Raw genomic sequence first — 23204 nt, 5'->3', positions numbered from 1 at the left:
GCGCCATGTTCGAGCTAATCGATATCGGCACCCTGCGCGGCATAGGCACCGCGCTGGTACTGATCGCCTTCACCGCCGTCACCCTCTGGGCCTACAGCGGCAAACGCCGCGACGCCTTCACCGAAGCGGCCAACCTGCCCTTCGCTGATGAGCCCAAGCCCGCCGTTTCGAGGACCCAAGCATGACCACCTTCTGGAGCTGGTACATCACCCTGCTGACCGTGGGCTCGCTGGTCGCGCTGTTCTGGCTGATCTTCGCCACCCGCAAGAGCGAAGTGCACAAGAACCCGACCGAGCAGACCATGGGGCACTCCTTCGATGGCATCGAGGAGTATGACAACCCACTGCCCAAGTGGTGGTTCATGCTGTTCCTCGGCACACTGGTGTTTTCCGTTGGCTACCTGCTGCTCTACCCGGGCCTGGGCAACTTCAAGGGCCTGCTGCCGGGCTACGAGGATGGCTGGACCCAGGTCAACCAGTGGCAGCGCGAAATGGATCGTGCCGATGAGCTGTACGGCCCGATCTTCGCCAAATACGCCGCCATGCCCATCGAGGAAGTGGCCAAGGACGAGCGCGCGCTGAAAATGGGCGGTCGTCTGTTCGCCTCCAACTGCTCGGTGTGCCACGGTTCCGACGCAAAGGGCAGCTATGGCTTCCCCAACCTGGCCGACAGCAACTGGCGCTGGGGCGGCGAGCCGGAGACCATCAAGACCACGATCCTGCATGGCCGTATGGGCGTGATGCCGGCACAAGGCCCGATGATCGGCGAAGATGGCGTACGCAATGTCGCCGCCTACGTCCTCACCGAGCTGGGCGGTCGCGAGTTGCCGGCAGATGCGCAGGCCGACGTCGCCGCCGGCAAGCAGATCTTCGCCACCCTCTGCTCCGCCTGCCACACCCAGGCCGGCACCGGCATGGCCGTGATGGGGGCGCCGGACCTGACTCAGCCCAGCGCGTTCATCTACGGCAGCAGCTTCGCCCAACTGCAGCAGACCATCCGTTATGGTCGCAGCGGCAACATGCCGGCCCAGGGTGACTTCCTCGGCAATGACAAGGCTCACCTGCTGGCCGCCTATGTGCTCAAGCTGAGCCAGGGCGAGAGCAAGTAACCCCTGCACTTCACCGGCGACCGAATCACGGTCGCCGGCCCCTCCTTATATGTGTGCGACCCAGTGTCGCACCTGCCGACCAATAGCCCTGCAATCTCCTTGATCTGGGCTAAGCTGCCTTTCAGTCGCCATTTGCCACAACTCTAAGGCGATCCTTTCTTAGCGCTGCGCAAACTGGTTGCGCCAAAAGCTGCCAGAGCTGTTTCCGAGACCGTTGCGAACGGCTCGCGAAAGGCCCTGAAACCCTATTCGTGTCGGCACGTTACGTTGCAATGGCTACTTGCTTTCTACATACTTGCCGCCGATTTTTGCCCCATAAAACTCCATTAACCGTGGAACCCCTAGCATGAGCACAGCAATCAGTCAGACTGCTTATAACTATAAGGTGGTCCGCCAGTTCGCCATTATGACGGTGATCTGGGGGGTCATTGGCATGGGTCTAGGCGTGTTCATCGCCGCACAACTCGTGTGGCCGGAACTCAACCTAAACCTGCCGTGGACCAGCTTCGGTCGTTTGCGCCCGCTGCACACCAACGCGGTGATCTTCGCCTTTGGCGGATGCGCACTGTTTGCGACCTCGTATTACGTGGTCCAGCGCACCTGCCAGACGCGCCTGATCTCCGACGGTCTGGCTGCCTTCACCTTCTGGGGCTGGCAGGCGGTCATCGTCCTGGCGGTGATCACCCTGCCGATGGGCTACACCAGCTCCAAGGAATACGCCGAGCTCGAGTGGCCGGTCGACGTCCTCCTGGGTATCGTCTGGATCACCTACCTGCTGGTGTTCTTCGGCACCATCGTCAAGCGCAAGACCAAGCACATTTATGTGGGCAACTGGTTCTTCGGTGCGTTCATCCTGGTCACCGCGATGCTGCACATCGTCAACAGCGCCGCCATGCCGGTGAGCCTGTTCAAGTCGTACTCGGCCTATGCCGGCGCGACCGACGCGATGATCCAGTGGTGGTACGGCCACAACGCCGTGGGCTTCTTCCTGACCACCGGCTTCTTGGGCATGATGTATTACTTCGTACCCAAGCAGGCCGAGCGTCCGATCTACTCGTATCGCCTGTCCATCGTGCACTTCTGGGCGCTGATCACCCTGTACATCTGGGCCGGTCCGCACCACCTGCACTACACCGCTCTGCCGGACTGGGCACAGTCCCTGGGCATGGCCATGTCGGTGATCCTGCTGGCACCGAGCTGGGGCGGCATGATCAACGGCATGATGAGTCTGTCCGGCGCCTGGCATAAGCTGCGCACCGACCCGATCCTGCGCTTCCTGGTGGTGTCCCTGGCGTTCTATGGCATGTCGACCTTCGAAGGCCCGATGATGGCCATCAAGACCGTCAACGCCCTGTCCCACTACACCGACTGGACCATCGGCCACGTGCACGCTGGCGCCCTCGGCTGGGTCGCGATGATCTCCATCGGCTCGCTGTATCACCTGATCCCGAAAGTGTTCGGCCGCGAGCAGATGCACAGCATCGCCCTGATCAACACCCACTTCTGGCTGGCCACCATTGGCACCGTGCTGTACATCGCCTCGATGTGGGTCAATGGCATCACTCAGGGCCTGATGTGGCGTGCAGTCAACGAAGACGGCACCCTCACCTACTCCTTCGTCGAAGCGCTGGAAGCCAGCCATGCGGGCTATGTCGTACGCATGATCGGCGGCGCCTTCTTCGTCGCAGGCATGCTGCTGATGGCCTACAACACCTTCCGCACCGTGCGTGCCGCCAAGCCGGCTGAATACGAAGCGGCTGCGCAGATTCCCGCCGGAGTAGCTCACTGATGAAACACGAAATCATCGAGAAGAATATCGGCCTGATGGCGCTGCTGATGGTGATTGCCGTCAGCATCGGTGGCCTGACCCAGATCGTCCCGCTGTTCTTCCAGGACGTCACCAATGAGCCGGTGGAAGGCCTCAAGCCCTACACCGCGATGCAACTGGAAGGTCGCGATATCTACATCCGTGAAGGCTGCGTTGGCTGCCACTCGCAGATGATCCGTCCGTTCCGCGCCGAGACCGAACGCTACGGCCACTACTCCGTCGCCGGTGAAAGCGTCTGGGATCACCCCTTCCTGTGGGGCTCCAAGCGTACCGGCCCGGACCTGGCTCGCGTCGGCGGCCGCTACTCGGACGAGTGGCATCGCGCCCACCTGTACAACCCGCGCAACGTCGTGCCTGAGTCGAAGATGCCCGCCTACCCCTGGCTGGTGGAGAACAAACTCGACGGTCACGACACCGCCAAGAAGATGGAAGTCATGCGTGGCTTCGGCATCCCCTACACCGACGAAGATATCGCCGGTGCTCGCGATGCCGTGAAAGGCAACACCGAAATGGACGCGCTGATCGCGTACCTGCAGGTTCTCGGCACTTCCATCAAGAACAAACGGTAAGACGCTATGGACATCGGGATGATTCGCGGCATCGGCACGGCGGTGGTCTTCATCGCCTTCATCGGCGTGGTGCTCTGGGCTTACAGCAGCAAGCGCAAATCGAGCTTCGACGAAGCAGCCAACCTGCCCTTCGCCGACGATCTCAAGCCCGAGTCCAAGCGCGATCAAGACTCTTCCAGGAGCAATAACCAATGACCACGTTCTGGAGTTGGTACGTAACCATTCTGTCTCTGGGCACCATCTTCGCCCTGACCTGGCTGATCTTCGGCACCCGCAAGGGCCAGCGCCAGGAAACCACCGAAGAAACCGTCGGCCACAGCTTCGACGGCATCGAGGAGTATGACAACCCGCTGCCGAAGTGGTGGTTCATGCTGTTCGTCGCCACCATCATCTTCGCCCTCGGCTACCTGGCCCTGTACCCAGGCCTGGGTAACTTCAAGGGCCTGCTGCCCGGCTACGACTACGTAGACAGCGAAAAAGAAACGCCTTTCGCTTCTGGCGTGCAGATCGCTGACGGCTCCATGCGTCACGCCGGCTGGACCGGTGTGCACCAGTGGGAAAAGGAAATGGCGCGCGCCGATGAGCAATACGGTCCGCTGTTCGCCAAGTACGCTGCAATGCCGATCGAGGAAGTAGCCAAGGACGCGCAAGCCCTGAAAATGGGTGGCCGCCTGTTCGCCTCCAACTGCTCCGTGTGCCACGGTTCCGACGCCAAGGGCAGCTACGGCTTCCCCAACCTGACAGACAACGAATGGCGCTGGGGCGGCGAGCCGGAAACCATCAAGACCACCCTGCTCAAGGGTCGTCAGGGTGCGATGCCTGCTCAAGGCCCGATGATCGGCGAAGATGGCGTACGCAATGTCGCCGCCTACGTCCTCACCGAACTGGCTGGCCGCGAGCTGCCAGAAGGCGTGGAAGCCGATATCGAAGCAGGCCAGAAGGTCTTCGCCGGTACCTGCTTCGCCTGCCATGGCGCAGACGGCAAGGGTACAGCAGCCATGGGCGCACCGAACCTGACCAACCCGGCAGCGTTCATCTATGGCAGCAGCTACGCACAACTGCAGCAGAGCATCCGCTACGGCCGTCACGGCAACATGCCGGCCCAGGAAGAATTCCTCGGCAATGACAAGGTGCATCTGCTGGCTGCCTACGTGTACAGCCTGTCGCACAAGGCACAAGAGCAGTAAATAAAAACGACTCCTTTGACAAGGGTCAATGAACGCCCGGGTCGCGACCGCTGGTCGCACCCGGGCGTTGCCTTTCAGGCGTACCATATAGCTACCGTGAATTGACCCTGACCGGCACGTATCGGCCTGGGCTGCCAACCAACCGCTTTGGTATGCATTGATGAGCGAACAGATTCCCGTCCAGGACGTCACCCCTCCTTCTGCCAAGAATGCCAGCGTCGATCTCTACGCCAGCCGCGAGAAGATCTATACCCGCGCGTTCACTGGCCTGTTTCGTAATCTGCGACTCGCTGGCGGCGCCCTGCTCTTCCTGCTGTTTTTCGGCACCGTCTGGCTGAGCTGGAACGGCCGCCAAGCGGTCTGGTGGAACCTCCCCGAACGCAAATTCCACATTTTCGGCGCCAGCTACTGGCCGCAGGATTTCATGCTGCTGTCCTGGCTGCTGATCATCTGCGCCTTCGGCCTGTTCTTCATCACCGTGTTCGCCGGTCGCGTCTGGTGCGGCTACACCTGTCCGCAGAGCGTGTTCACCTGGGTATTCATGTGGGCGGAGAAGGTCACCGAAGGTGATCGCAACCAGCGCATGAAGCTGGACAAGCAACCCCTGAGCGGCAAGAAACTGGGCCGCAAGCTGGCCAAGCACGGCATCTGGGTGGGCGTGTCACTGCTGACCGCCATCACCTTCGTCGGTTACTTCACGCCAATTCGCGAACTGGTCATCGAGATCTTCACCGGTGAAGCCAGCGGCTGGGCCTATTTCTGGATCGGCTTCTTCACCCTCGCCACCTACGGCAACGCCGGCTACCTACGCGAGCAGGTGTGCATCTACATGTGCCCCTATGCGCGCTTCCAGAGTGTGATGTTCGACCAGGACACCCTGATCGTCTCCTACGACCCGCGCCGTGGCGAATCACGCGGCCCGCGCAAGAAGGACGCCGATTACAAGGCGCAGGGCCTCGGCGACTGCATCGACTGCAAGATGTGCGTGCAGGTCTGCCCCACCGGCATCGATATTCGCGATGGCCTGCAGATCGAGTGCATCGGCTGCGCCGCCTGCATCGACGCCTGCGACGACATCATGGACAAGATGAACTATCCCAAGGGGCTGATCAGCTACACCACTGAACACAACCTGTCCGGGCGCAAGACCCACCTGCTGCGCCCGCGCCTGATCGGCTACGCTGTCGCGCTGGTCGCCATGATCGGCCTGTTCGCCTGGGCCGTGGCCAATCGCCCGCTGGTGGAGCTGGATGTACTCAAGGATCGTGTGCTGTTCCGTGAGAACGAGCGCGGCCATATCGAGAACGTCTATACCCTGAAGATCATGAACAAGGCGCAGCGCGACATGACCTACGTGATCAGCGCCGACGGCCTCGACGGCCTGGTCTACGAAGGCAAGCGCGAAGTGCGGGCCCTGGCTGGCGAGGTGTATTCCTTCCCGGTCGAGCTGTCCATCGCACCGGAGAAGCTGCCGTCGAGCGCCAACAATATCGTCTTCCACGTACAATCCGCGGATGACCCCAGTATCAAGAACGACGCCGACAGCCGCTTCATTGGCCCAAGCGTCCGCTGACAACGGAAAACGCATGACCGAGCAAACCCCATCGCCAGTCAAACCCTGGTACAAGCAGTTCTGGCCCTGGTTCATCCTGTTCCTGCTGGGCTACTCGGTGGTGCAGGGCCTGACCCTGCTCACCATCGCCACCAAGAACCCACCAGGGCTGATCTCCGACGACTACTACGATGTCGGCAAGGGCATCAACCAGTCGCTGGAGCGCGAAAAATTGGCCGAGCGCCTGCAATTGCATGGCGAGCTGGTGCTGGACAACACCACCGGCGTCGCCACCCTGTCGCTGGAGGGCAACAGCAGACCGCAGCAGATCGTGCTCAACCTGATCTCGCCGACCCAGCCGGAACGCGACCGTCGCGTGATCCTGCAACCGGCGGCTGACGGCCAGTACCGTGGGCAAATGGTCGATGAAGTCAGCGGTCGTCGCTTCGTCGAGCTGCTCGGCCAGGAAGGCAGCCAGAACTGGCGTCTGTTCGAGGAAGAGAACATCACCGGTGGCCAGACCATCATGATCGGTGACAATCCCTCCTACTGACCCAGCCAATGCCCGCCCCTATTCCCTGCTATCACTGCGGCCTGCCGGTTCCCGCCGGCAGCCAGTTCCGTGCCGACGTGCTCGGCCAGACCCGTGAAATGTGCTGCCCCGGCTGTCAGGCCGTGGCCGAAGCCATCGTCGCCGGTGGCCTGGAGCATTACTACAGCCATCGCAGCGAGAACGCGGCCAACCCACAGGCACTGCCCGCCGCCCTGCCGGACGAACTGGCGCTGTATGACCGCAACGATGTGCAGCAGCCCTTCGTCCAGCACGAGGGCGAACTGAGCGAAACCCAGTTGCTGATCGAAGGCATCAGCTGCGCCGCCTGCGGCTGGCTGATCGAGAAGCACCTGCGCGGCGTGCCAGGCGTGGCCGAGGCGCACCTGAACCTGTCCAACCACCGCCTGCAGGTACGCTGGCAGGACAGCCAGATCGCCCTGAGCAAGCTGCTTGCCGAACTGCGCCGCATCGGTTACGCCGCCCACCCCTGGCGCGCCGACGAGGCCGCCGAGCGCATGGCCGCGGAAAACCGCCGGCGCATGCGCGAGCTGGGCGTGGCCGGACTGCTGTGGATGCAGGTGATGATGGCGACCATGGCCACCTGGCCGGAATTCAACATCGACCTATCACCAGAGCTGGACAAGATCCTGCGCTGGACCAGCCTGTTCCTCACCACGCCCATCGTCTTCTATTGCTGCGGCCAGTTCTTCCGCGGCGCCCTGCGCGACCTGCGTACCCGCCACCTGACCATGGACGTTTCGGTCTCGCTGGCCATCGGCGGTGCATACGTCGCCGGCATCTGGTCGACCATCACCGGCCAGGGCGAGCTGTATTTCGACGCAGTCGGCATGTTCGCGCTATTCCTGCTCGCCGGCCGCTACCTGGAGCGCCGTGCGCGAGAACGCACGGCAGCTGCTACCGCGCAGCTGGTCAAGCTGCTGCCGGCCTCCTGCCTGCGCCTGGACGCAGACGGCCAGAGCCAGCGCATCCTGCTCAGCGAGCTGCGCGAAGGTGAGCAGGTGTTGGTGCAACCTGGCTCGCTAATTCCCGCCGACGGCCGCATCCTTGCCGGCCAATCCAGTGTCGATGAATCGCTGCTTACCGGCGAGTACCTGCCACTGCCACGCGGCATCGGCGACAGCGTCACCGCCGGCACACTGAATGTCGAAGGGCCGCTGACCGTCGAAGTACAAGCACTCGGTGATGCCACTCGCCTGTCCGCCATCGTGCGCCTGCTGGACCGAGCGCAGAGCGAAAAACCGCGCCTGGCAGAAATCGCCGACCGCGTTTCACAATGGTTCCTGCTGTTTATCCTGGTAGCTGCCGCCGTGGTCGGCTTCGCCTGGTGGGAGATCGACTCCGGCCGTGCTTTCTGGGTCGTGCTCGCCCTGCTCGTGGCCACCTGCCCCTGCGCCCTGGCCCTGGCCACACCGACCGCCCTGACCACCGCTACCGGTACCCTGCACAAACTGGGCATGCTGCTGACGCGTGGCCATGTGCTCGAAGGGCTCAACCAGATCGACACGCTGGTGCTGGACAAGACCGGCACGCTGACCGAAGGCCGCCTGACGCTCAAGGCCATCCACCCGCTGCGCAATCTTGACGAAGGTAGTTGCCTGGCCCTGGCTGCCGCGCTGGAGAACCGCTCGGAACACCCCATCGCTCGCGCGTTCAGCCAGGCACCTCGCGCTGCGCAATCCGTCGATAGTCATCCGGGACAGGGCCTGCAGGGCCTGGTCGATGACCGTCTGCTGCGCATTGGCGAGGCCAGTTTCGTATGCGCCCTGAGCGGCAAGGCCGTGCCGCCGATTGCCAGCGAGCATGGCCAGTGGCTGCTGCTGGGCGATGAACAGGGGCCGCTGGCCTGGTTCGTCCTCGACGACCGCCTGCGTGACGATGCCCCGCAACTGATCGCCGCCGCCCGCGCCCGCGGCTGGCATATCCATCTGCTGTCTGGCGACAGCTCACCCATGGTGGGCGAAGTCGCGCGCCAACTGGGCATCGACGACGCCCGCGGCGGCCTGACCCCGGATGCCAAGCTAGCCGTGCTCAAGCAATTGCACGGCCAAGGGCGTCGCGTGCTGATGCTCGGCGATGGCGTCAACGACGTACCGGTATTGGCCGCTGCCGATATCAGCGTGGCCATGGGTTCGGCGTCCGACCTGGCGAAAACCAGCGCCGACGCCGTGTTGCTGTCGAACCGTCTGAGCAGCCTGGTCGATGGCCTGAAACTGGCCAAGCGCACGCGCCGCATCATCATTGAGAACCTTGCCTGGGCGACGCTGTACAATGGTCTGGTACTGCCCTTCGCCGCTCTGGGCTGGATCACGCCGATCTGGGCAGCCGTGGGCATGTCCCTGAGCTCGCTGCTGGTGGTACTCAACGCCCTGCGCCTCAGCAGCACCCCGAACACGTAGGAGCGAGCTCTGCTCGCGAAGAAGCGGTTCTCGGGCAGAGCTCACTCCTACTCAGATGCCACCATGGAGACCGCATGTCCGCCCTCTATATCCTGATCCCCGTTGCCATCGGCCTGGTCGGCTTCGCCATCTGGCTGTTCTTCTGGGCGGTGGACAGCGGTCAGTACGACGATCTCGACGGCCCGGCGCACAGCATTCTGTTCGACGATGAAGATCCGCTGCACAAGGCTGGCGTCGAGCAGGCCGAAGAACACAACAAGCAGGACAAACCTGATGCTTGAGCTGGCACCACTGCTGGTGTCTGCACTGATTCTCGGCCTGCTCGGCGGCGGCCATTGCCTCGGCATGTGCGGCGGCCTGATGGGCGCGCTGACTCTGGCGATTCCGCCCGAGCAACGCGGCCGGCGTCTGCAACTGCTACTGGCTTACAACCTCGGGCGCATTCTCAGCTACAGCCTGGCGGGCTTGCTCCTGGGCCTGGCCGGCTGGGCCATTGCCGGCAGCAAAGCCGAAGTGGCGATGCGCACAATGGCTGCCTTGCTGCTGATTGCCATGGGGCTTTATCTGGCCGGCTGGTGGAGCGGGCTGACACGCATCGAAGCACTGGGCCGCGGCCTGTGGCGGCATATCCAGCCGCTGACACGGCGCTTCATGCCGGTCAGCAGCCTGCCGCGCGCCCTGGTTCTGGGTGGATTGTGGGGCTGGCTACCGTGCGGGCTGGTCTACAGCACCCTGCTGTGGGCTTCCAGCCAGGGCAATGCAGTCAACAGCGCCCTGCTGATGCTGGCGTTCGGCCTGGGCACCTGGCCGGTACTGCTGGCCACCGGGCTGGCCGCCGAGCGCATCACCACCCTGCTGCGCAAGCGAGGCGTGCGCATGGCTGGCGGCCTGCTGGTCATTCTGTTCGGCGTATGGACCCTACCCGGCCCCCACCAACACTGGCTGATGGGGCACTAGAGCAGCTACAAGCAGCAAGCCTCAAGCGGCACGCCAAAGTACGAGCAGACGTAGCCCGGATGTAATCCGGGAGCAAGGTATCCAACATCCCCGGTTTGCATCCGGGCTACGCAGCAACAACACCTGCGGTGCTCAACGCGCCTTTGATTCAGGTCAAGGCCGCCGCCCAGGCGCATCCCTAGACTGGCCGCACAGCCTGTCCAGGATTATTTCCCATGCTCGACGCCATCCAGTGGGATGCCGACCTGATCCGCCGCTACGATCTCGCCGGCCCGCGCTATACCTCTTACCCGACCGCCGTACAGTTTCACGACGATATCGGCCCATTCGATCTGCTGCATGCGCTGCGCGACAGCCGCAAGGCACAGCGCCCGCTGTCGCTCTACGTGCACGTGCCGTTCTGCGCGCACATCTGCTACTACTGCGCCTGCAACAAGGTCATCACCAAGGACCGCGGCCGTGCCCTGCCCTATCTGGAAAAACTCGAGCGGGAAATCGAGATCATCAGCCGCCACATCGATCGCAACCAGCCAATCGAACAGCTGCATTTCGGTGGTGGCACGCCGACCTTCCTCAGCCACGACGAGCTGCGGCGGCTGATGCAGCACTTGCGCCAGCACTTCAACCTGCTGGATGACGACTCCGGCGATTACAGCATCGAGATCGACCCACGCGAGGCCGACTGGTCGACCATGGGCCTGCTGCGTGAACTGGGCTTCAATCGCGTCAGCATCGGCGTGCAGGATCTCGACCCTGAGGTGCAGCGCGCGGTCAACCGCCTGCAGACCCTGGAAGAAACCCGCGCCATCGTCGAGGCAGCGCGTACCCTGCAGTTCCGCTCGGTGAACATCGACCTGATCTACGGCCTTCCCAAGCAGACGCCAGAGCGCTTCGCCCGCACCGTGGCCGAGGTCATCGCTCTGCAACCGGATCGCCTGTCGCTGTTCAACTACGCGCACCTGCCGGAACGCTTCATGCCGCAACGCCGCATCAGCTCCGACGACCTGCCGAGCCCAGCAGGCAAGCTGGCCATGCTGCAGAGCAGCATCGAACAACTGACCCGCGCCGGGTATCGTTACATCGGCATGGACCACTTCGCCCTGCCCGACGACGAATTGGCCATCGCCCAGGAAGAAGGCACGTTGCAGCGTAACTTCCAGGGCTATACCACCCACGGCCACTGCGATCTGATCGGCCTGGGCGTTTCTGCCATCAGCCAGATCGGCGATCTGTACAGCCAGAACGACAGCGATATCGCCAACTATCAGCAGACCCTGGGCAACGGCCAGCTGGCGACGCGCCGCGGCTTGCACTGCAATGCCGACGACCGTCTGCGCCGAGCCGTCATCCAGCAGTTGATCTGCCACTTCGAGCTGCGTTTCGCTGACATCGAACAGGCCCATGCCGTGGTGTTCCGCGACTACTTCGCGGCACTTTGGCCTGAACTTCAGCAACTCGACCGCGACGGTTTGATCGAGTTGGGCGCAGAAGGGATTCAGGTGCGCCCGGCCGGGCGCCTGCTGGTGCGCTCGCTGTGCATGCTGTTCGACCGCTATCTCAACGATCAGGTACGCCAGCGTTTCTCCCGGGTGATCTGAACATGAGCAGCCGGCGCCAGTGACGGACTCCGTCACTGGCGCCGGATCAACCCATCGCCAACGTGGCAGCGGTTTGCATCTGCTCACTCGACAAGTCGTTATCACGCATCAGCTTGATCAGATTGGCATTGGCCGCAGTCAATGCGCTGTTGAGCGACGCCAGCTCGGTCTGCAGCCCTTCAAGCTGCTGGCGCCTGGTTTCCGCATCGAGGCTCTGATCGCTCATGATCGCCTCGATCTGCGCCTGCTTCTCGACGATCTGCGCACGCAACTCGCGGATCATCTTGAGCAGGTCCTTGATCGCCTTGGGCAGATCGCTGTTATCGATGTCCTCGTTCTTGTCGGACTTGGCCGACATGCTCTTGCCTAACTCGGACAGACTCACACGGAGCCCCTCGCGCACCTCCTCGGGGGTCCGCTCGACTGCGATAAATTGTCGCTGAACGCCCTGGGCAAGATTACTCAGCGGCCCACTTGATGGTATGCGCATCGCGCTGCTCCCTGCGTTGGACTATGGTTCTACAGTCTGAATCGGCACCCTGCGGCTAAACTTGAGCGCTCGGTCAGCCTTATATGACTGGCCGCCACCCAAGCCCTGCGGTACCCTTACGAACATTGCGTGTATATCCGGGAAGCCCAACGATGTCCGAGAGCATCAAGCTGCACAAGCAGCATCAAGCCCATTGCAAGGATTGCAGCCTGGCTGCCTTGTGCCTGCCCATTTCGCTGAACATGGAAGACATGGACGCGCTCGACGACATCGTCAAACGCGGACGCCCGCTGAAGAAGGGCGAATTCCTGTTCCGCCAGGGTGATACCTTCGGCTCCGTGTTCGCCGTACGCTCCGGTGCGCTGAAAACCTTCAGCCTGAGCGATGGCGGTGAGGAGCAGATCACCGGCTTCCATCTGCCCAGCGAGCTGGTCGGCCTGTCTGGCGTCGACGGCGAGCGCTATCCAGTTTCCGCACAGGCGCTGGAAACCACTTCGGTTTGCGAAATTCCCTTCGAACGCCTCGACGACCTGGCCCTGCAGCTACCACAGCTGCGCCGCCAGCTGATGCGTATCATGAGCCGTGAAATCCGCGACGATCAGCAGATGATGCTGTTGCTGTCGAAGAAAACCGCCGACGAACGTATCGCCACCTTCCTGGTCAACCTCTCCGCCCGCTTCCGCGCACGCGGCTTCTCGGCCAACCAGTTCCGCCTGGCCATGTCGCGCAACGAAATTGGTAACTATTTGGGTCTTGCGGTAGAGACGGTGTCTCGCGTATTTACCCGCTTCCAACAGAACAAGCTGCTCGAAGCCGAAGGCAAGGAAGTACACATTCTCGACCCGATCGAGCTGTGTGCTCTGGCTGGCGGTAATCTCGACGTTTGAGTTCGCAAGGTATTCGCGGGCTCAACGCATTAGGACCCACGATGATCTTTGACGAATTCAGCATCAAGACCCTGATCCGCCCGGTACCGGACTTCCCCAAGCCGGGCGTCATCTTTCGCGACATCACCCCACTGTTCCAGTCGCCGCGCGCCCTGCGCATGGTCGCCGACAGTTTCATCCAGCGTTACGTGGAAGCCGAGTTCAGCCATATCGGTGCCATGGATGCGCGTGGCTTCCTGATCGGCTCGATCATCGCCTACGAACTCAACAAACCCCTGGTGCTGTTTCGCAAGCAGGGCAAACTGCCGGCCGACGTGCTCAGTGAGGGCTACCAGACCGAATATGGCGAAGCCTTCCTCGAAGTGCACAGCGACAGTCTCTGTGAAGGCGATTCGGTGCTGATCTTCGATGACCTGATCGCCACCGGCGGCACCCTGATCGCTGCTGCCAACCTGGTGCGACGCATGCGCGCAGCGGTCTTCGAGGCCGCCGCGATCATCGACCTGCCTGAGCTGGGCGGCTCGCAGAAACTGCAGGACGCCGGCATCCCCACCTTCACGCTGACGGCCTTCGCGCTCGACGATCATTGAGCCGAAGCACCTGCCAACCCGCAAGTGGGTTGTTGATTAAGCCGGGCAATGCCCGGCATCACCGATTACCTTGACCAGACTCCCATGCACGAACTCGAACTGAATCCATCCAGCGATTGGCGCCAGCGCCTGGGCGCTGTCATCGACGGCACGCCCGTACAACGCCTGATCACCCTGCTGATCATCGTCAATGCCGTCATTCTCGGCCTGCAGACCTCACCGTCGATCATGGCCGACTGGGGCGCGCCACTGCTGATCCTCGATACCTTCATCCTCGCCTGCTTCGTCATCGAGCTGGCGCTGCGCTTCGTCGCGCGCGGCATCGGCCTGCTGCGCGATCCCTGGGCCGTATTCGATTGCCTGGTGGTCGGCATCGCTCTGGTACCGGCCAGCGGCCCCTTCGCCGTTCTGCGTGCCTTGCGCGTGCTGCGGGTGCTGCGACTGGTGTCGATCAATCCGAGCATGCGCAAGGTAGTGCAGGCACTGCTCGCTTCGCTGCCTGGCATGGGCAGCATCGTCATGCTGATGGGGTTGGTGTTCTACGTCGCCGCGGTAATGGCCACCCAGCTGTTCGGTGAAAGCTTCCCCGAATGGTTCGGTAACATCGGCGCCAGCCTCTACACCCTGTTCCAGGTGATGACCCTGGAAAGCTGGTCGATGGGCATCGTGCGTCCTGTGATGGAGGAACATCCGCTGGCATGGTTGTTCTTCGTGCCCTATATCCTCGTCGCGACATTCATGATGCTCAACCTGTTCATCGCCGTTATCGTCAACGCGATGCAGAGCACCCACGAGCCAGATGCCGAGGAGCAGGCCGCAGCGGCTCGCGCACAGGCGATTCTCGACGAGCTGCGCGCACTGCGCAGCGAAGTGGCCGAGCTGCGCCGTAACACGCCGTAAGCCCCGCCGTCAGCGCAATCCGCCGCTTCTGGCGCTGCGGGTTGCGCACCTTCCCCCCTGATATCTACCCATCAGACCCGCCTTAAGTTGGCGGCGCTCAGCGCCCGCACGCCCGATAGTTACATCGTTCAATGACACAGTTGGTCTGTCGAGATTAACCACCTTCGGCACCGAGTGCTGCCAGCCCAAGCCGCACAACAATCGGGAGCACCAACGCCCCAGAAGAGGACTCGAACGATGAGCGCCAGTACTCCACTCCCCCAGCCCAAATCCAGCTTTCCGGTGCGTCGCATGGACTTCAGTTTCAGCGATACACCGAAATACTGGTTCTACGACGACCCGTTCATGAGCCATTTCATGAACAACCTGTCGTCGCTGTTCCCCTACGGTGAGAAGTTCTTCGTCGACAGCGTGCGCGCCGTACGCGACCAGGTCAGCGAGCCGCAGCTGAAAAAAGACATCAGCGCCTTCATCGGTCAGGAGGCCATGCACTCCAAGGAGCATGCGGCCTATAACGACTACGCCAACGAGCACGATATCGACCTGGAGCGCCTCGAGCTGCGCATCAAGGTATTGCTCGAATGGACGACCCGCTTCAGCACCAAGAAGCAACGCCTGGCAGCGACCTGCGCCCTTGAGCACTTCACCGCGACCATGGCCGAGCAGTTACTCAACCGTGAGGACCTCACCACCCAGATGAACGACCCGAAGCTCTATCAACTGTGGATGTGGCACGCCATCGAGGAAAACGAGCACAAGGCCGTGTGCTACGACGTCTACCAGAAGGTCTACGGCGGCTACTTCACCCGTACGCTGGTGATGATGCTGACCACCCTGATGTTCCTCGGCGTGATCGGCTGGTTCCAGATTCACCTGCTGCGCAAGGACGGGCAACTGTTCAACTGGCGCAGTTGGGGCTTCGGCCTGAAGAAGCTGTTCGGCCCGCGCAATGGCTTCTTCACCAGGCTGCTCGGTCCGTATCTGGACTACTACCGCCCAGGCTTCCACCCCAGGGATCACGACACCGACAAGCTGGAAAATCGCTGGCGCGAGCGCCTCGGGTTCAGCAACTGAAGCCTCTTGACGTACAGATGTAGACACCAACAAGAACGACAAGCAGGAGTTCGGTCATGAATGCGCCCGTGTCACCCCCTAGCGCTGTCCGCCGATGCAAGATCGCCATCCTCGGCAGCGGCTTCTCCGGCCTCGGTATGGCCATTCGCCTCAAGCAACAGGGCGAGCAGGACTTCCTGCTGTTCGAAAAGGAAGCAGGTGTCGGCGGCACCTGGCGCGTCAACAACTACCCGGGCTGCGGCTGCGACGTGCAATCGCATCTATATTCCTTCTCCTTCGAGCCCAACCCGAACTGGACGCGAATGTTCGCCAGGCAGCCGGAAATCAAGGCGTACCTGGAAGGTTGCTGGGAGAAGTACCGCCTGCAGGACAAGACCCTGCTGGACACAGAAGTGGGGCAGATGCGCTGGGATGAGCACGCCGAGCTATGGCATCTGCAGGACCGCGCCGGCAACCAGTACAGCGCGCAATTCGTGGTCTCCGGCATGGGCGCCCTGTCGACGCCCTCGATTCCCAAGCTAAAGGGTCTGGAGCATTTCACTGGCGAGGTCTTCCACTCGCAACAGTGGAACCACGACTATGACCTGACCGGCAAGCGCGTGGCGGTAATCGGCACTGGCGCATCGGCCATCCAGTTCGTGCCGCAGATCCAGCAGCAGGTCGCGCGGCTCGATCTTTACCAGCGCACCGCGCCGTGGATCATGCCCAAGCCCGATCGTGCCATCCGCGATGGCGAGCGCATGCGCTTCAGGCGCTTCCCGCTGGCGCAGAAGCTCTGGCGCGGCGCGCTGTACGGCATTCTCGAAAGCCGGGTGATAGCCTTCGCCTTCGCCCCGCGCCTGCTGCGCATGGCCCAGGGTATCGCCAAGCTGTATATCAAGAAGCAGATCAAGGACCCGCTGCTGCGCGCCAAGGTCACCCCGGACTACACCATGGGCTGCAAGCGCGTGCTGATCTCCAACGATTACTACCCGGCGCTGACTCAGGCCAACGTCGAGGTGATCACCGACGGTATCGCCGAAATCCTGCCCAGCGGCGTGCGCAGCGTCGACGGCCAGGAGCGCGAAGTCGATGCCATCATCTTCGGCACCGGCTTCACCCCGAGCGACCCGCTACCACGCGGCACGGTGTTCGGCCGTGGCGGTGTAGACCTGCTCGACACCTGGCCCGAGGGCCCGGAAGCCTACAAGGGCACCATGACTGCCGGCTTTCCCAATCTGTTCTTCCTCATGGGCCCGAACACCGGCCTGGGTCATAACTCCATGGTTTACATGATCGAGTCGCAGATCACCTATGTGCTCGGCGCCCTCAAGCAACTCGAAGAGGGTCGGCTGCAGAGCCTGGAGCCCAAGCGCGAGGCGCAGGACGCCTTCAATAAGAAGATCCAGGGCACTCTCGGCAACACCGTATGGAACGCCGGCGGCTGCATGAGCTGGTACCTGCATCCGGTCAGCGGGCGCAACTGCACGGTGTGGCCCGGTTTCACCTGGCGCTATCGCATGCTGACCCGCCACTTCGATCCGCATGCCTATCACTTCAGTCGCCAGCACGCCGCTCACCCGGCGCAGAGCAATGCCATCAGCCTCGACGCGCAGGAGGTCAGCGCATGAAATCCTTCGAGAACAAAGTAGCCGCCATCACCGGCGCCGGCTCAGGTATCGGCCGCGCCCTCGCCTGTCAGCTGGCGCGCCAGGGCTGCCACCTGGCGCTGTCCGACGTCAATGTCGAGGGTCTCCAGGAAACCGTCGAGCAGGCACGCAAGCTCGGCGTCAGCGTCAGCCAGCAGCGGGTCGACGTTGCTGATCGCTTCGCCGTCGAAGCCTGGGCCGAGCAGATCGTCAACGAGTTCGGCCGGGTCAACGCCATCTTCAACAATGCCGGGGTGGCCCAGGGCGGCACCGTGGAAGGCAACGCCTACGCCGATTACGAATGGATCATGAGCATCAACTTCTGGGGCGTGGTCAACGGTACCAAAGCCTTCCTGCCGTACCTCAAGGCGGCGGGCCAGGGCCATGTGGTCAACGTGTCCAGCGTCTTCGGCCTGTTCTCCCAGCCCGGCATGAGCGCTTACAACGCCAGCAAGTTCGCCGTGCGCGGCTTTACCGAGTCGCTTCGCCAGGAACTGGACATGGCCGCCTGCGGCGTTTCCGCCAGTTGCGTGCACCCCGGCGGCATCCGCACCAACATCGCCAAGACCGCGCGGATGAACGACAGCCTGGCCAAGGTCACCGGCCAGGAAGCCGAGCAGGCGCGCCAGCAATTCAACGACCAGCTGCTGCGCACCACGCCGGAACAGGCGGCGAAGGTCATCGTAAATGGAGTGCTGGCCAACAAGCGGCGCATCCTTATCGGCGCCGATGCCCATGCCCTGGACTGGATGCAACGCAGCATGCCGGCGCTGTACCAACGCCTGGTCACACTGTCGATGCGCCTGGCTGCCCGCTTCGCGCCCAAAGCACGGCGCACGGACGGGGTGCGCGAGATATCCTAGGGCGCACCGATGCTGGTTGCATGCCCTTGGTACGCACAATGCCCAGAGCCTCGAGAATCAGGGTGGGCGCGGGCGACAACGCGAGAAAAGTGGCACGTTTGTCGGCCAACATTCGGTTCGCCAGCATTTGCGCTAAGGTTGGGAGGCAGACGCATCACTCATCCACGCGGCGCCGCCACCGGCTCCCAGCTGGAACCTCGGTGTAGCGTCGACACCGAGAGCGGCGCCTTGATCCACGAGGTGGCCTCATGAGCGCGCTTACCTGCACCCACCGTGACCACACCATCCACGCCTGTGTCATGGAACACCCCGGTCTGCCGACACCCTGGGCCGGCGGTTGCCAGATTACCGATCCCAACGGCAACACCAGCAAACGCCAGACCTTGCCGGTGGATTACGCCTTCATGGATGACCTGAACAAGGCCCAGCACGCGTCCATCGCCCATGGCAAATGGCTGGTGGACCAGAAGCTGGATCATGGCCGCAGTTGGCATTGAGGCCAACTCAGACGTAGGGTGCGCCGTGCGCACCGATGGCCTGCACTGGCTACTTTGGCAACGTGCAGGGGCGGTGCGCGTGACGCGCCCTGCGAGTCGTGACCCGGATGGAATCCGGGAGAGATCGAAAATTGTCCCCGGATTGCATCCGGGCTACGACCGGTCGCGCAACGGATCGAGCAACGGCTTGAGGCCGTTGTGGTCGATCTCCTGCATCAGCGCGAGCAGCTGACCCAGCTCGCCCTTGGGAAAACCCGTGCGGGCGAACCAGTTGAGGTAGTGGCCCGGCAGATCGGCGATCAGTCGATCCTTGTACTTGCCGTAAGGCATACGGCGGGTCACCAGGAGTTTCAGCGCTTCGGGGTTCATCGGTTACTCGAATGGCCGGAAAATGATCCGGCCATTGTGCCAGGCATCAGGCCCTGGGCGAAAAGCACCTAGCCGCGAAGTGCTTCGCGAACGAAATCCAGGCGATCCTGACCGAAGAACATCTCGCCGCCGACAAAGCAGGTCGGCGCGCCAAATACGCCGCGCTTGACCGCCTCCTCGGTAGTCGCCTTGAGCGCGTCCTTCACTGCCGGTTCAGCGATCTGCACCTGCAGGACGGCCGCGTCGAAACCAGCGGCAACCAGCACACCTGCCATCTTGGCCGGATCCCCCATGTTCACCCCGTCGACCCAGATCGCCCGGAACAGCGCCTGCAAGGCATCGTCGAAACGTTCCGACTGATGCATCTGCACCGACACCAGCAGGCGCATCAGCGTCAGGGTATTGATCGGAAAATGCGGATTGAAGCGCATCGGCACGCCGTAACGCTCGGCAAAGCGCGCCAGGTCGCGAATCATGTAACGGCCCTTGGCCGGAATCATCGCCGGTGAGGCGTTGCCAGTGGCCTGGAACACGCCGCCGAGCAGCATGGGTCGATACACCAGTTCAGCGCCTGCGACGCGACACAGATCAGGCAGCTGGGTATAGGCCAGGTAGGATGCCGGGCTGCCCAGGTCGAAGAAGAACTCCACCGTCTTGCTCATCAGTTTCACTCGCTCGTTATTGTGATTGTGGGCTCAGCACAGATTACCAGCGCTCCATCCACGGCCGCAGATCCAGCTCGAAGGTCCAGGCGTCGCGCGGCTGTGCATGCAAAAACCAATAGCTGTCGGCAATGTGCTCGGGATCGAGAATGCCATCCTGATCCTTCTTGGCGTAGAGCTCGGGAAAGCTGTCGCGAATAAAGGCGGTATCGATGGCACCATCAACTACCACATGGGCGACATGGACATTCAACGGCCCCAGCTCACGCGCCATGCTCTGCGCCAGCGCCCGGATACCGTGCTTGGCCCCGGCGAAAGCGGCAAATCCGGCGGCGCCACGCAGACCCGCGGTCGCGCCGGTAAACAGGATGGTGCCACGGCCACGGGCGACCATTCGCCTGGCCACCGCCTGACTGGTGAGAAAGCCTGAGAAGCAGGCCATTTCCCAGATCTTGAAGTACTTGCGTGCAGTTTCATCGAGGATGCTGCAAGGCACGTTGGCGCCGATATTGAACACCATCACCTCGATCGGCCCGATGTCACGCTCGATGCTCTCGACCAGTTCAGCCACCTGCTCCTCGCGCCGTGCATCGGAAGCAAAACCGTGCGCCTCACCGCCTTCGCCGCGAATTTCCTCCAGCAGCGGTTGCAGCTTATCCAGGCTGCGCCGGGTGACGCAGGCGACATACCCCTCACGGGCAAAACGCCGGGCGATGGCGCCGCCGGTGGCATCACCCGCACCAATGATCAACGCGACCTTCTTGTTCTCGTGCATGGCTTCCTCCATTAACTAACGATCGTTAGCTGAACGAACGTTATGCTATGCTCTCGGGCAGGTCAACCAAGCATAGAACGGAGTCATCCATGCGCTATTGCGCCGAACACAAGGCCGAAACCCGCGAGCGCCTGCTCGCCAGCAGCGGCGCTATTGCCAAGCAGCAAGGTTTTGCCGTGACCGGCGTGGACGCGCTGATGAAGACCATTGGTCTAACCGGCGCAGCCTTCTACAGCCATTTCCCGAGCAAGGATGACTTGTTCGTCGAGCTGATCGAACGCGAGCTGCGCAACAGCCTGAGCCGGCTTGGCGGCGAACCGGGTGACGCCGGGCGTGACAAGCTGCAACGCTGCCTGACAGCCTATCTCAGCCTGGCGCATGTCGAGCAGCCGGACAAAGGCTGTGTACTACCGACCCTGGGTGCGGAGATCGCCCGTGCCGATGAACGCGTCCGGCTGCGTACCGAGCAGCAGATCCTGCAGTTGCAGAGCACCTGGGCCGAGATCATCGGTGACCCGCAACTGGCCTGGACGATTCTCGCGCAATGCCTGGGCAGCCTGCTGCTGGCGCGCATGATGGCCAGCCAGGAATCGCGCCAGCAGGTGCTCGGCGCCAGCCTGGACATGCTCGAACACACATTGAAGCCTGTCAGCTGAGCGCGGATGCCGTTAACCTATGCGGGTTCTTTCTGCCAGGATTGATCCATGTCGCACACCCCTTCCCCGCTGGTTGGTGAAACCCCGCTGCACGCCGTCGAGGTGCGCATCCTCGGCTGCCTGATCGAAAAGCAGCTGACCACGCCGGAAACCTATCCGCTGACGCTCAATGCCGTGCAACTAGCCTGCAACCAGAAAACCAGTCGCGAACCCTTGATGAACCTGGAAACCGGTGAAGTCGGGCGCTACTTGCGCAGCCTGGAAGGTCGCAAGCTGGTGCACCTGGTGATGGGCAGCCGTGCCGACCGCTGGGAACAGCGTTGCGACAAGCAGCTGGAGTTGGTCAAACCACAGACTGTACTGCTCGGCCTGCTGCTGTTGCGCGGCCCGCAGACGCTCAATGAGCTGCTCACGCGCAGCAATCGCATGCACGATTTCGACGATGTCGCGGAGGTCCAGCATCAGCTGGAGCGTCTTATCGGTCGAGGTCTGGCGCTACTGCTGCCGCGCCAGAGTGGTCAGCGCGAGGATCGCTACATGCATCTGCTGGGCGAATCTGCAGATCTGGAAAGCCTGCTGGCCAGCCGCCCTGCTGCTCGCGTGGAGGCTGCGGCACCTAGTGAAGATAGACTGGTCGAACTCGATGCGCGCATCGCCGCCCTCGAAGAACGTCTGGCGCGCCTGGAAGGCGCGCAATAACCCAAGGAGCTCCTGCATTGAATTTCAAAACTCGTATCTGCCTCATCCTAGGCGCCACCCTGCTCGCAGCCGGTTGCAGCAGCACCGCTGAGAAGCCGGCACCCGCAGCCGCGCCGAACGGCCCTGCACCGGACAGCTGCACTTCGTCCGCTGTCGAGCATTTCAAAGGCCAGACCGCAACACCCGAACTGCTCGAACAGGCACGCCAGCAAGCTGGAGCGAGCACCGCTCGCATTCTCACGCCAAACAGCGTGGTGACCTTGGAATACAATGGTCAACGCCTTAACCTCAACGTTGACGATCAGCGAGTGATCACCCGCGTATCCTGCGGCTGATGTCACCGGTGGTGCGGGTTGCCCCGCATCACTGCCACCCCCTTTGCACAGGCCAATGCCATGACCTCCCAAGTGGAACCCTGCGCCGAGCTGATGCTGGACAACCAGCTGTGCTTCGCCCTCTATTCCACCTCGCTGATGATGACCAAGACCTACAAGCCCCTGCTGCAGGCGCTCGGTCTCACCTATCCGCAGTATCTGGCCATGCTGGTGCTGTGGGAAAACGAGGGCATCACCGTCAGTGAGATCAGCGCGCGCATGCTGACCGACCCCGGCTCGCTGACGCCTCTACTCAAGCGCCTGGAAAGCGAAGGCCTGCTGCAACGCCAGCGCAGCAGTCAGGATGAGCGCGTGGTGCAGCTGTACCTGACCGACAAAGGTCGCGCCCTGCACGAACAAGCCAAAGCATTGCCTGCCTGTATCCTCAAGGCTTCTGCGTTGAACATGGAACAACTGGGCAAGCTGCGTGGCGACCTGATCGAACTGCGCAGCCACCTGCAAGACGCCCTCTGAACCCAGGCGATGCCAGCCATCGCCTGCTCTCGCTATCCCCCTGCTAGGCGAAACCCTGTTCACGCCGTGCTCAACGGCCTCCATCGTCTATTCACACCTCGCTCACTGGCTCATTCTGAGCCTCGATTCGCTCTGAATCTGGCAAATCACCTACAGCATCTGCTGCAAAGCATGGCCGCAACCCCTACCGCGCCAACTTATTCCTAAAAAATTAACGTCTATAACCAAATCTTCCATTAATTTATATTGCGCACTAATGTTTTGCGCAATATAGTTCGCTTCATGGAAACGGTTAGCGCACAAAAGATTAGCAAGCCAATCCATCACCACCCCACCGACAAGGATCAATGCCATGACTATCGAAAACGTTCTGTACCGTGCAACCGCTGAAGCCTTTGGTGGCCGTGAAGGCCGCGCTGTCTCCTCCGACGGCATCCTCGACATCGCCCTGACCACCCCGAAAGAACTCGGCGGCGCCGGCGGCAATGGCACCAACC

At 62.2% G+C, this 23204-nt stretch carries 28 protein-coding genes and 1 pseudogene; 24 read left to right on the top strand and 5 right to left on the bottom strand.

All coding sequences use genetic code 11. From position 1 onward, the window contains the following. Positions 1–5: 5 nt before the first annotated feature. The 12 genes from INS93_RS19695 (at position 6) to hemN (ending at position 11769) form a co-directional block, all read left to right on the top strand. Positions 6–185 (top strand): cbb3-type cytochrome oxidase subunit 3, encoded by a 180-nt coding sequence (locus tag INS93_RS19695; protein WP_160018257.1) that lies wholly within the window; start codon positions 6–8, stop codon positions 183–185. After that, on the top strand, positions 182–1108 hold the full coding sequence (gene ccoP, locus INS93_RS19690) for a cytochrome-c oxidase, cbb3-type subunit III (RefSeq protein WP_192985060.1): 927 nt from the start codon (positions 182–184) through the stop codon (positions 1106–1108). The genes INS93_RS19695 and ccoP (INS93_RS19690) overlap by 4 nt, the downstream gene beginning before the upstream one ends. Before the next feature lie 346 nt (positions 1109–1454). Beyond that, positions 1455–2897: a cytochrome-c oxidase, cbb3-type subunit I gene (gene ccoN / locus INS93_RS19685; RefSeq protein WP_017677203.1), complete on the top strand. Its 1443-nt coding sequence runs from the start codon at positions 1455–1457 to the stop codon at positions 2895–2897. Then, positions 2897–3505, top strand: a complete 609-nt coding sequence (ccoO, locus tag INS93_RS19680; RefSeq protein ID WP_160018263.1) for a cytochrome-c oxidase, cbb3-type subunit II — start codon at positions 2897–2899, stop codon at positions 3503–3505. Before ccoN ends, ccoO begins: the two co-directional genes overlap by 1 nt. Before the next feature lie 6 nt (positions 3506–3511). Then, complete coding sequence (locus tag INS93_RS19675) at positions 3512–3700, top strand: cbb3-type cytochrome c oxidase subunit 3 (protein WP_160018265.1); 189 nt, start codon at positions 3512–3514, stop codon at positions 3698–3700. Next, a complete protein-coding gene (gene ccoP, locus INS93_RS19670; RefSeq protein WP_160018267.1) occupies positions 3697–4692 on the top strand; it encodes a cytochrome-c oxidase, cbb3-type subunit III in 996 nt (331 codons plus the stop codon). The genes INS93_RS19675 and ccoP (INS93_RS19670) overlap by 4 nt, the downstream gene beginning before the upstream one ends. A 160-nt stretch (positions 4693–4852) precedes the next feature. After that, positions 4853–6265, top strand: a complete 1413-nt coding sequence (gene ccoG / locus INS93_RS19665; protein WP_192985058.1) for a cytochrome c oxidase accessory protein CcoG — start codon at positions 4853–4855, stop codon at positions 6263–6265. Positions 6266–6278: 13 nt separating this feature from the next. Beyond that, positions 6279–6797: a FixH family protein gene (locus INS93_RS19660; RefSeq protein WP_096826647.1), complete on the top strand. Its 519-nt coding sequence runs from the start codon at positions 6279–6281 to the stop codon at positions 6795–6797. An 8-nt stretch (positions 6798–6805) separates the two neighbouring features. Then, positions 6806–9214 carry a heavy metal translocating P-type ATPase gene (locus INS93_RS19655; protein WP_192985056.1) on the top strand — a complete coding sequence of 803 codons (2409 nt, stop codon included), beginning with the start codon at positions 6806–6808 and terminating at the stop codon, positions 9212–9214. Between the two features lie 74 nt (positions 9215–9288). Further along, positions 9289–9495, top strand: a complete 207-nt coding sequence (ccoS, locus tag INS93_RS19650) for a cbb3-type cytochrome oxidase assembly protein CcoS (RefSeq protein ID WP_160018275.1) — start codon at positions 9289–9291, stop codon at positions 9493–9495. After that, a complete protein-coding gene (locus INS93_RS19645; RefSeq protein WP_192985054.1) occupies positions 9488–10171 on the top strand; it encodes a sulfite exporter TauE/SafE family protein in 684 nt (227 codons plus the stop codon). The genes ccoS and INS93_RS19645 overlap by 8 nt, the downstream gene beginning before the upstream one ends. Before the next feature lie 215 nt (positions 10172–10386). Further along, complete coding sequence (gene hemN, locus INS93_RS19640; protein WP_192985052.1) at positions 10387–11769, top strand: oxygen-independent coproporphyrinogen III oxidase; 1383 nt, start codon at positions 10387–10389, stop codon at positions 11767–11769. 46 nt (positions 11770–11815) lie between these two features. Here the strand turns inward: hemN and INS93_RS19635 are convergent, their stop codons facing one another. Beyond that, positions 11816–12259, bottom strand: a complete 444-nt coding sequence (locus INS93_RS19635) for a hypothetical protein (protein ID WP_192985050.1) — start codon at positions 12257–12259, stop codon at positions 11816–11818. Between the two features lie 152 nt (positions 12260–12411). Here INS93_RS19635 and fnr point away from each other — a divergent pair, with 152 nt between their 5' ends. The 7 genes from fnr (at position 12412) to INS93_RS19600 (ending at position 18698) form a co-directional block, all read left to right on the top strand. Beyond that, a complete protein-coding gene (gene fnr, locus INS93_RS19630; protein WP_061239107.1) occupies positions 12412–13146 on the top strand; it encodes a fumarate/nitrate reduction transcriptional regulator Fnr in 735 nt (244 codons plus the stop codon). A 41-nt stretch (positions 13147–13187) separates the two neighbouring features. Continuing rightward, a complete protein-coding gene (locus INS93_RS19625) occupies positions 13188–13736 on the top strand; it encodes an adenine phosphoribosyltransferase (protein ID WP_192985048.1) in 549 nt (182 codons plus the stop codon). A gap of 84 nt (positions 13737–13820) precedes the next feature. Beyond that, the gene (locus INS93_RS19620) at positions 13821–14636 is read left to right on the top strand and encodes an ion transporter (RefSeq protein ID WP_192985046.1); all 816 of its coding nucleotides are present in this window, start codon (positions 13821–13823) and stop codon (positions 14634–14636) included. Between the two features lie 237 nt (positions 14637–14873). Next, on the top strand, positions 14874–15710 hold the full coding sequence (locus tag INS93_RS19615) for a metal-dependent hydrolase (protein WP_192985044.1): 837 nt from the start codon (positions 14874–14876) through the stop codon (positions 15708–15710). Positions 15711–15766: 56 nt separating this feature from the next. Continuing rightward, positions 15767–17320 (top strand): flavin-containing monooxygenase, encoded by a 1554-nt coding sequence (locus tag INS93_RS19610; protein WP_192985042.1) that lies wholly within the window; start codon positions 15767–15769, stop codon positions 17318–17320. Further along, positions 17317–18201 (top strand): SDR family NAD(P)-dependent oxidoreductase, encoded by an 885-nt coding sequence (locus INS93_RS19605; RefSeq protein WP_192985040.1) that lies wholly within the window; start codon positions 17317–17319, stop codon positions 18199–18201. The genes INS93_RS19610 and INS93_RS19605 overlap by 4 nt, the downstream gene beginning before the upstream one ends. A 248-nt stretch (positions 18202–18449) precedes the next feature. After that, positions 18450–18698, top strand: a complete 249-nt coding sequence (locus INS93_RS19600) for a hypothetical protein (RefSeq protein WP_160018286.1) — start codon at positions 18450–18452, stop codon at positions 18696–18698. A 153-nt stretch (positions 18699–18851) separates the two neighbouring features. Here the strand turns inward: INS93_RS19600 and INS93_RS19595 are convergent, their stop codons facing one another. From INS93_RS19595 to INS93_RS19585, 3 genes are all read right to left on the bottom strand, one after another. After that, positions 18852–19067: a DUF3820 family protein gene (locus INS93_RS19595; RefSeq protein ID WP_003243834.1), complete on the bottom strand. Its 216-nt coding sequence runs from the start codon at positions 19065–19067 to the stop codon at positions 18852–18854. A gap of 68 nt (positions 19068–19135) precedes the next feature. Further along, on the bottom strand, positions 19136–19729 hold the full coding sequence (locus tag INS93_RS19590) for a 2-hydroxychromene-2-carboxylate isomerase (protein ID WP_192985038.1): 594 nt from the start codon (positions 19727–19729) through the stop codon (positions 19136–19138). 43 nt (positions 19730–19772) lie between these two features. Then, on the bottom strand, positions 19773–20504 hold the full coding sequence (locus INS93_RS19585; RefSeq protein ID WP_160018288.1) for an SDR family oxidoreductase: 732 nt from the start codon (positions 20502–20504) through the stop codon (positions 19773–19775). 89 nt (positions 20505–20593) lie between these two features. Between INS93_RS19585 and INS93_RS19580 the strand changes: the two genes are divergently transcribed. Genes INS93_RS19580 through INS93_RS19565 form a run of 4 tightly spaced genes read left to right on the top strand, consistent with a single transcriptional unit; the run spans position 20594 to position 22707 of the window. Further along, complete coding sequence (locus INS93_RS19580; protein ID WP_192985036.1) at positions 20594–21160, top strand: TetR/AcrR family transcriptional regulator; 567 nt, start codon at positions 20594–20596, stop codon at positions 21158–21160. Positions 21161–21208: 48 nt separating this feature from the next. Continuing rightward, positions 21209–21859, top strand: coding sequence for a YceH family protein (locus tag INS93_RS19575; RefSeq protein WP_192985034.1), 651 nt, complete (start codon positions 21209–21211; stop codon positions 21857–21859). A 17-nt stretch (positions 21860–21876) separates the two neighbouring features. Beyond that, positions 21877–22194: an I78 family peptidase inhibitor gene (locus INS93_RS19570; RefSeq protein WP_192985032.1), complete on the top strand. Its 318-nt coding sequence runs from the start codon at positions 21877–21879 to the stop codon at positions 22192–22194. 60 nt (positions 22195–22254) lie between these two features. After that, positions 22255–22707: a MarR family winged helix-turn-helix transcriptional regulator gene (locus INS93_RS19565; RefSeq protein WP_160018292.1), complete on the top strand. Its 453-nt coding sequence runs from the start codon at positions 22255–22257 to the stop codon at positions 22705–22707. 150 nt (positions 22708–22857) lie between these two features. Here INS93_RS19565 and INS93_RS19560 read toward each other — a convergent pair whose 3' ends face one another. After that, positions 22858–23061, bottom strand: coding sequence for a hypothetical protein (locus INS93_RS19560; RefSeq protein ID WP_192985030.1), 204 nt, complete (start codon positions 23059–23061; stop codon positions 22858–22860). On the opposite strand from INS93_RS19560, the pseudogene INS93_RS19555 reads away from it, so the two are divergent. Beyond that, positions 23060–23204: pseudogene (locus INS93_RS19555) on the top strand (organic hydroperoxide resistance protein); the annotation flags it as partial. The gene INS93_RS19560 and the pseudogene INS93_RS19555 sit on opposite strands and share 2 nt — an antisense overlap.

The organism is Pseudomonas sp. EggHat1 (assembly GCF_014892995.1).
GTDB classification, from domain to species: Bacteria; Pseudomonadota; Gammaproteobacteria; order Pseudomonadales; family Pseudomonadaceae; genus Aquipseudomonas; species Aquipseudomonas chaetocerotis.
The sequence above is the reverse complement of the archived record's forward strand: the minus strand, read 5'-3'. Positions and strand labels throughout refer to the sequence as shown.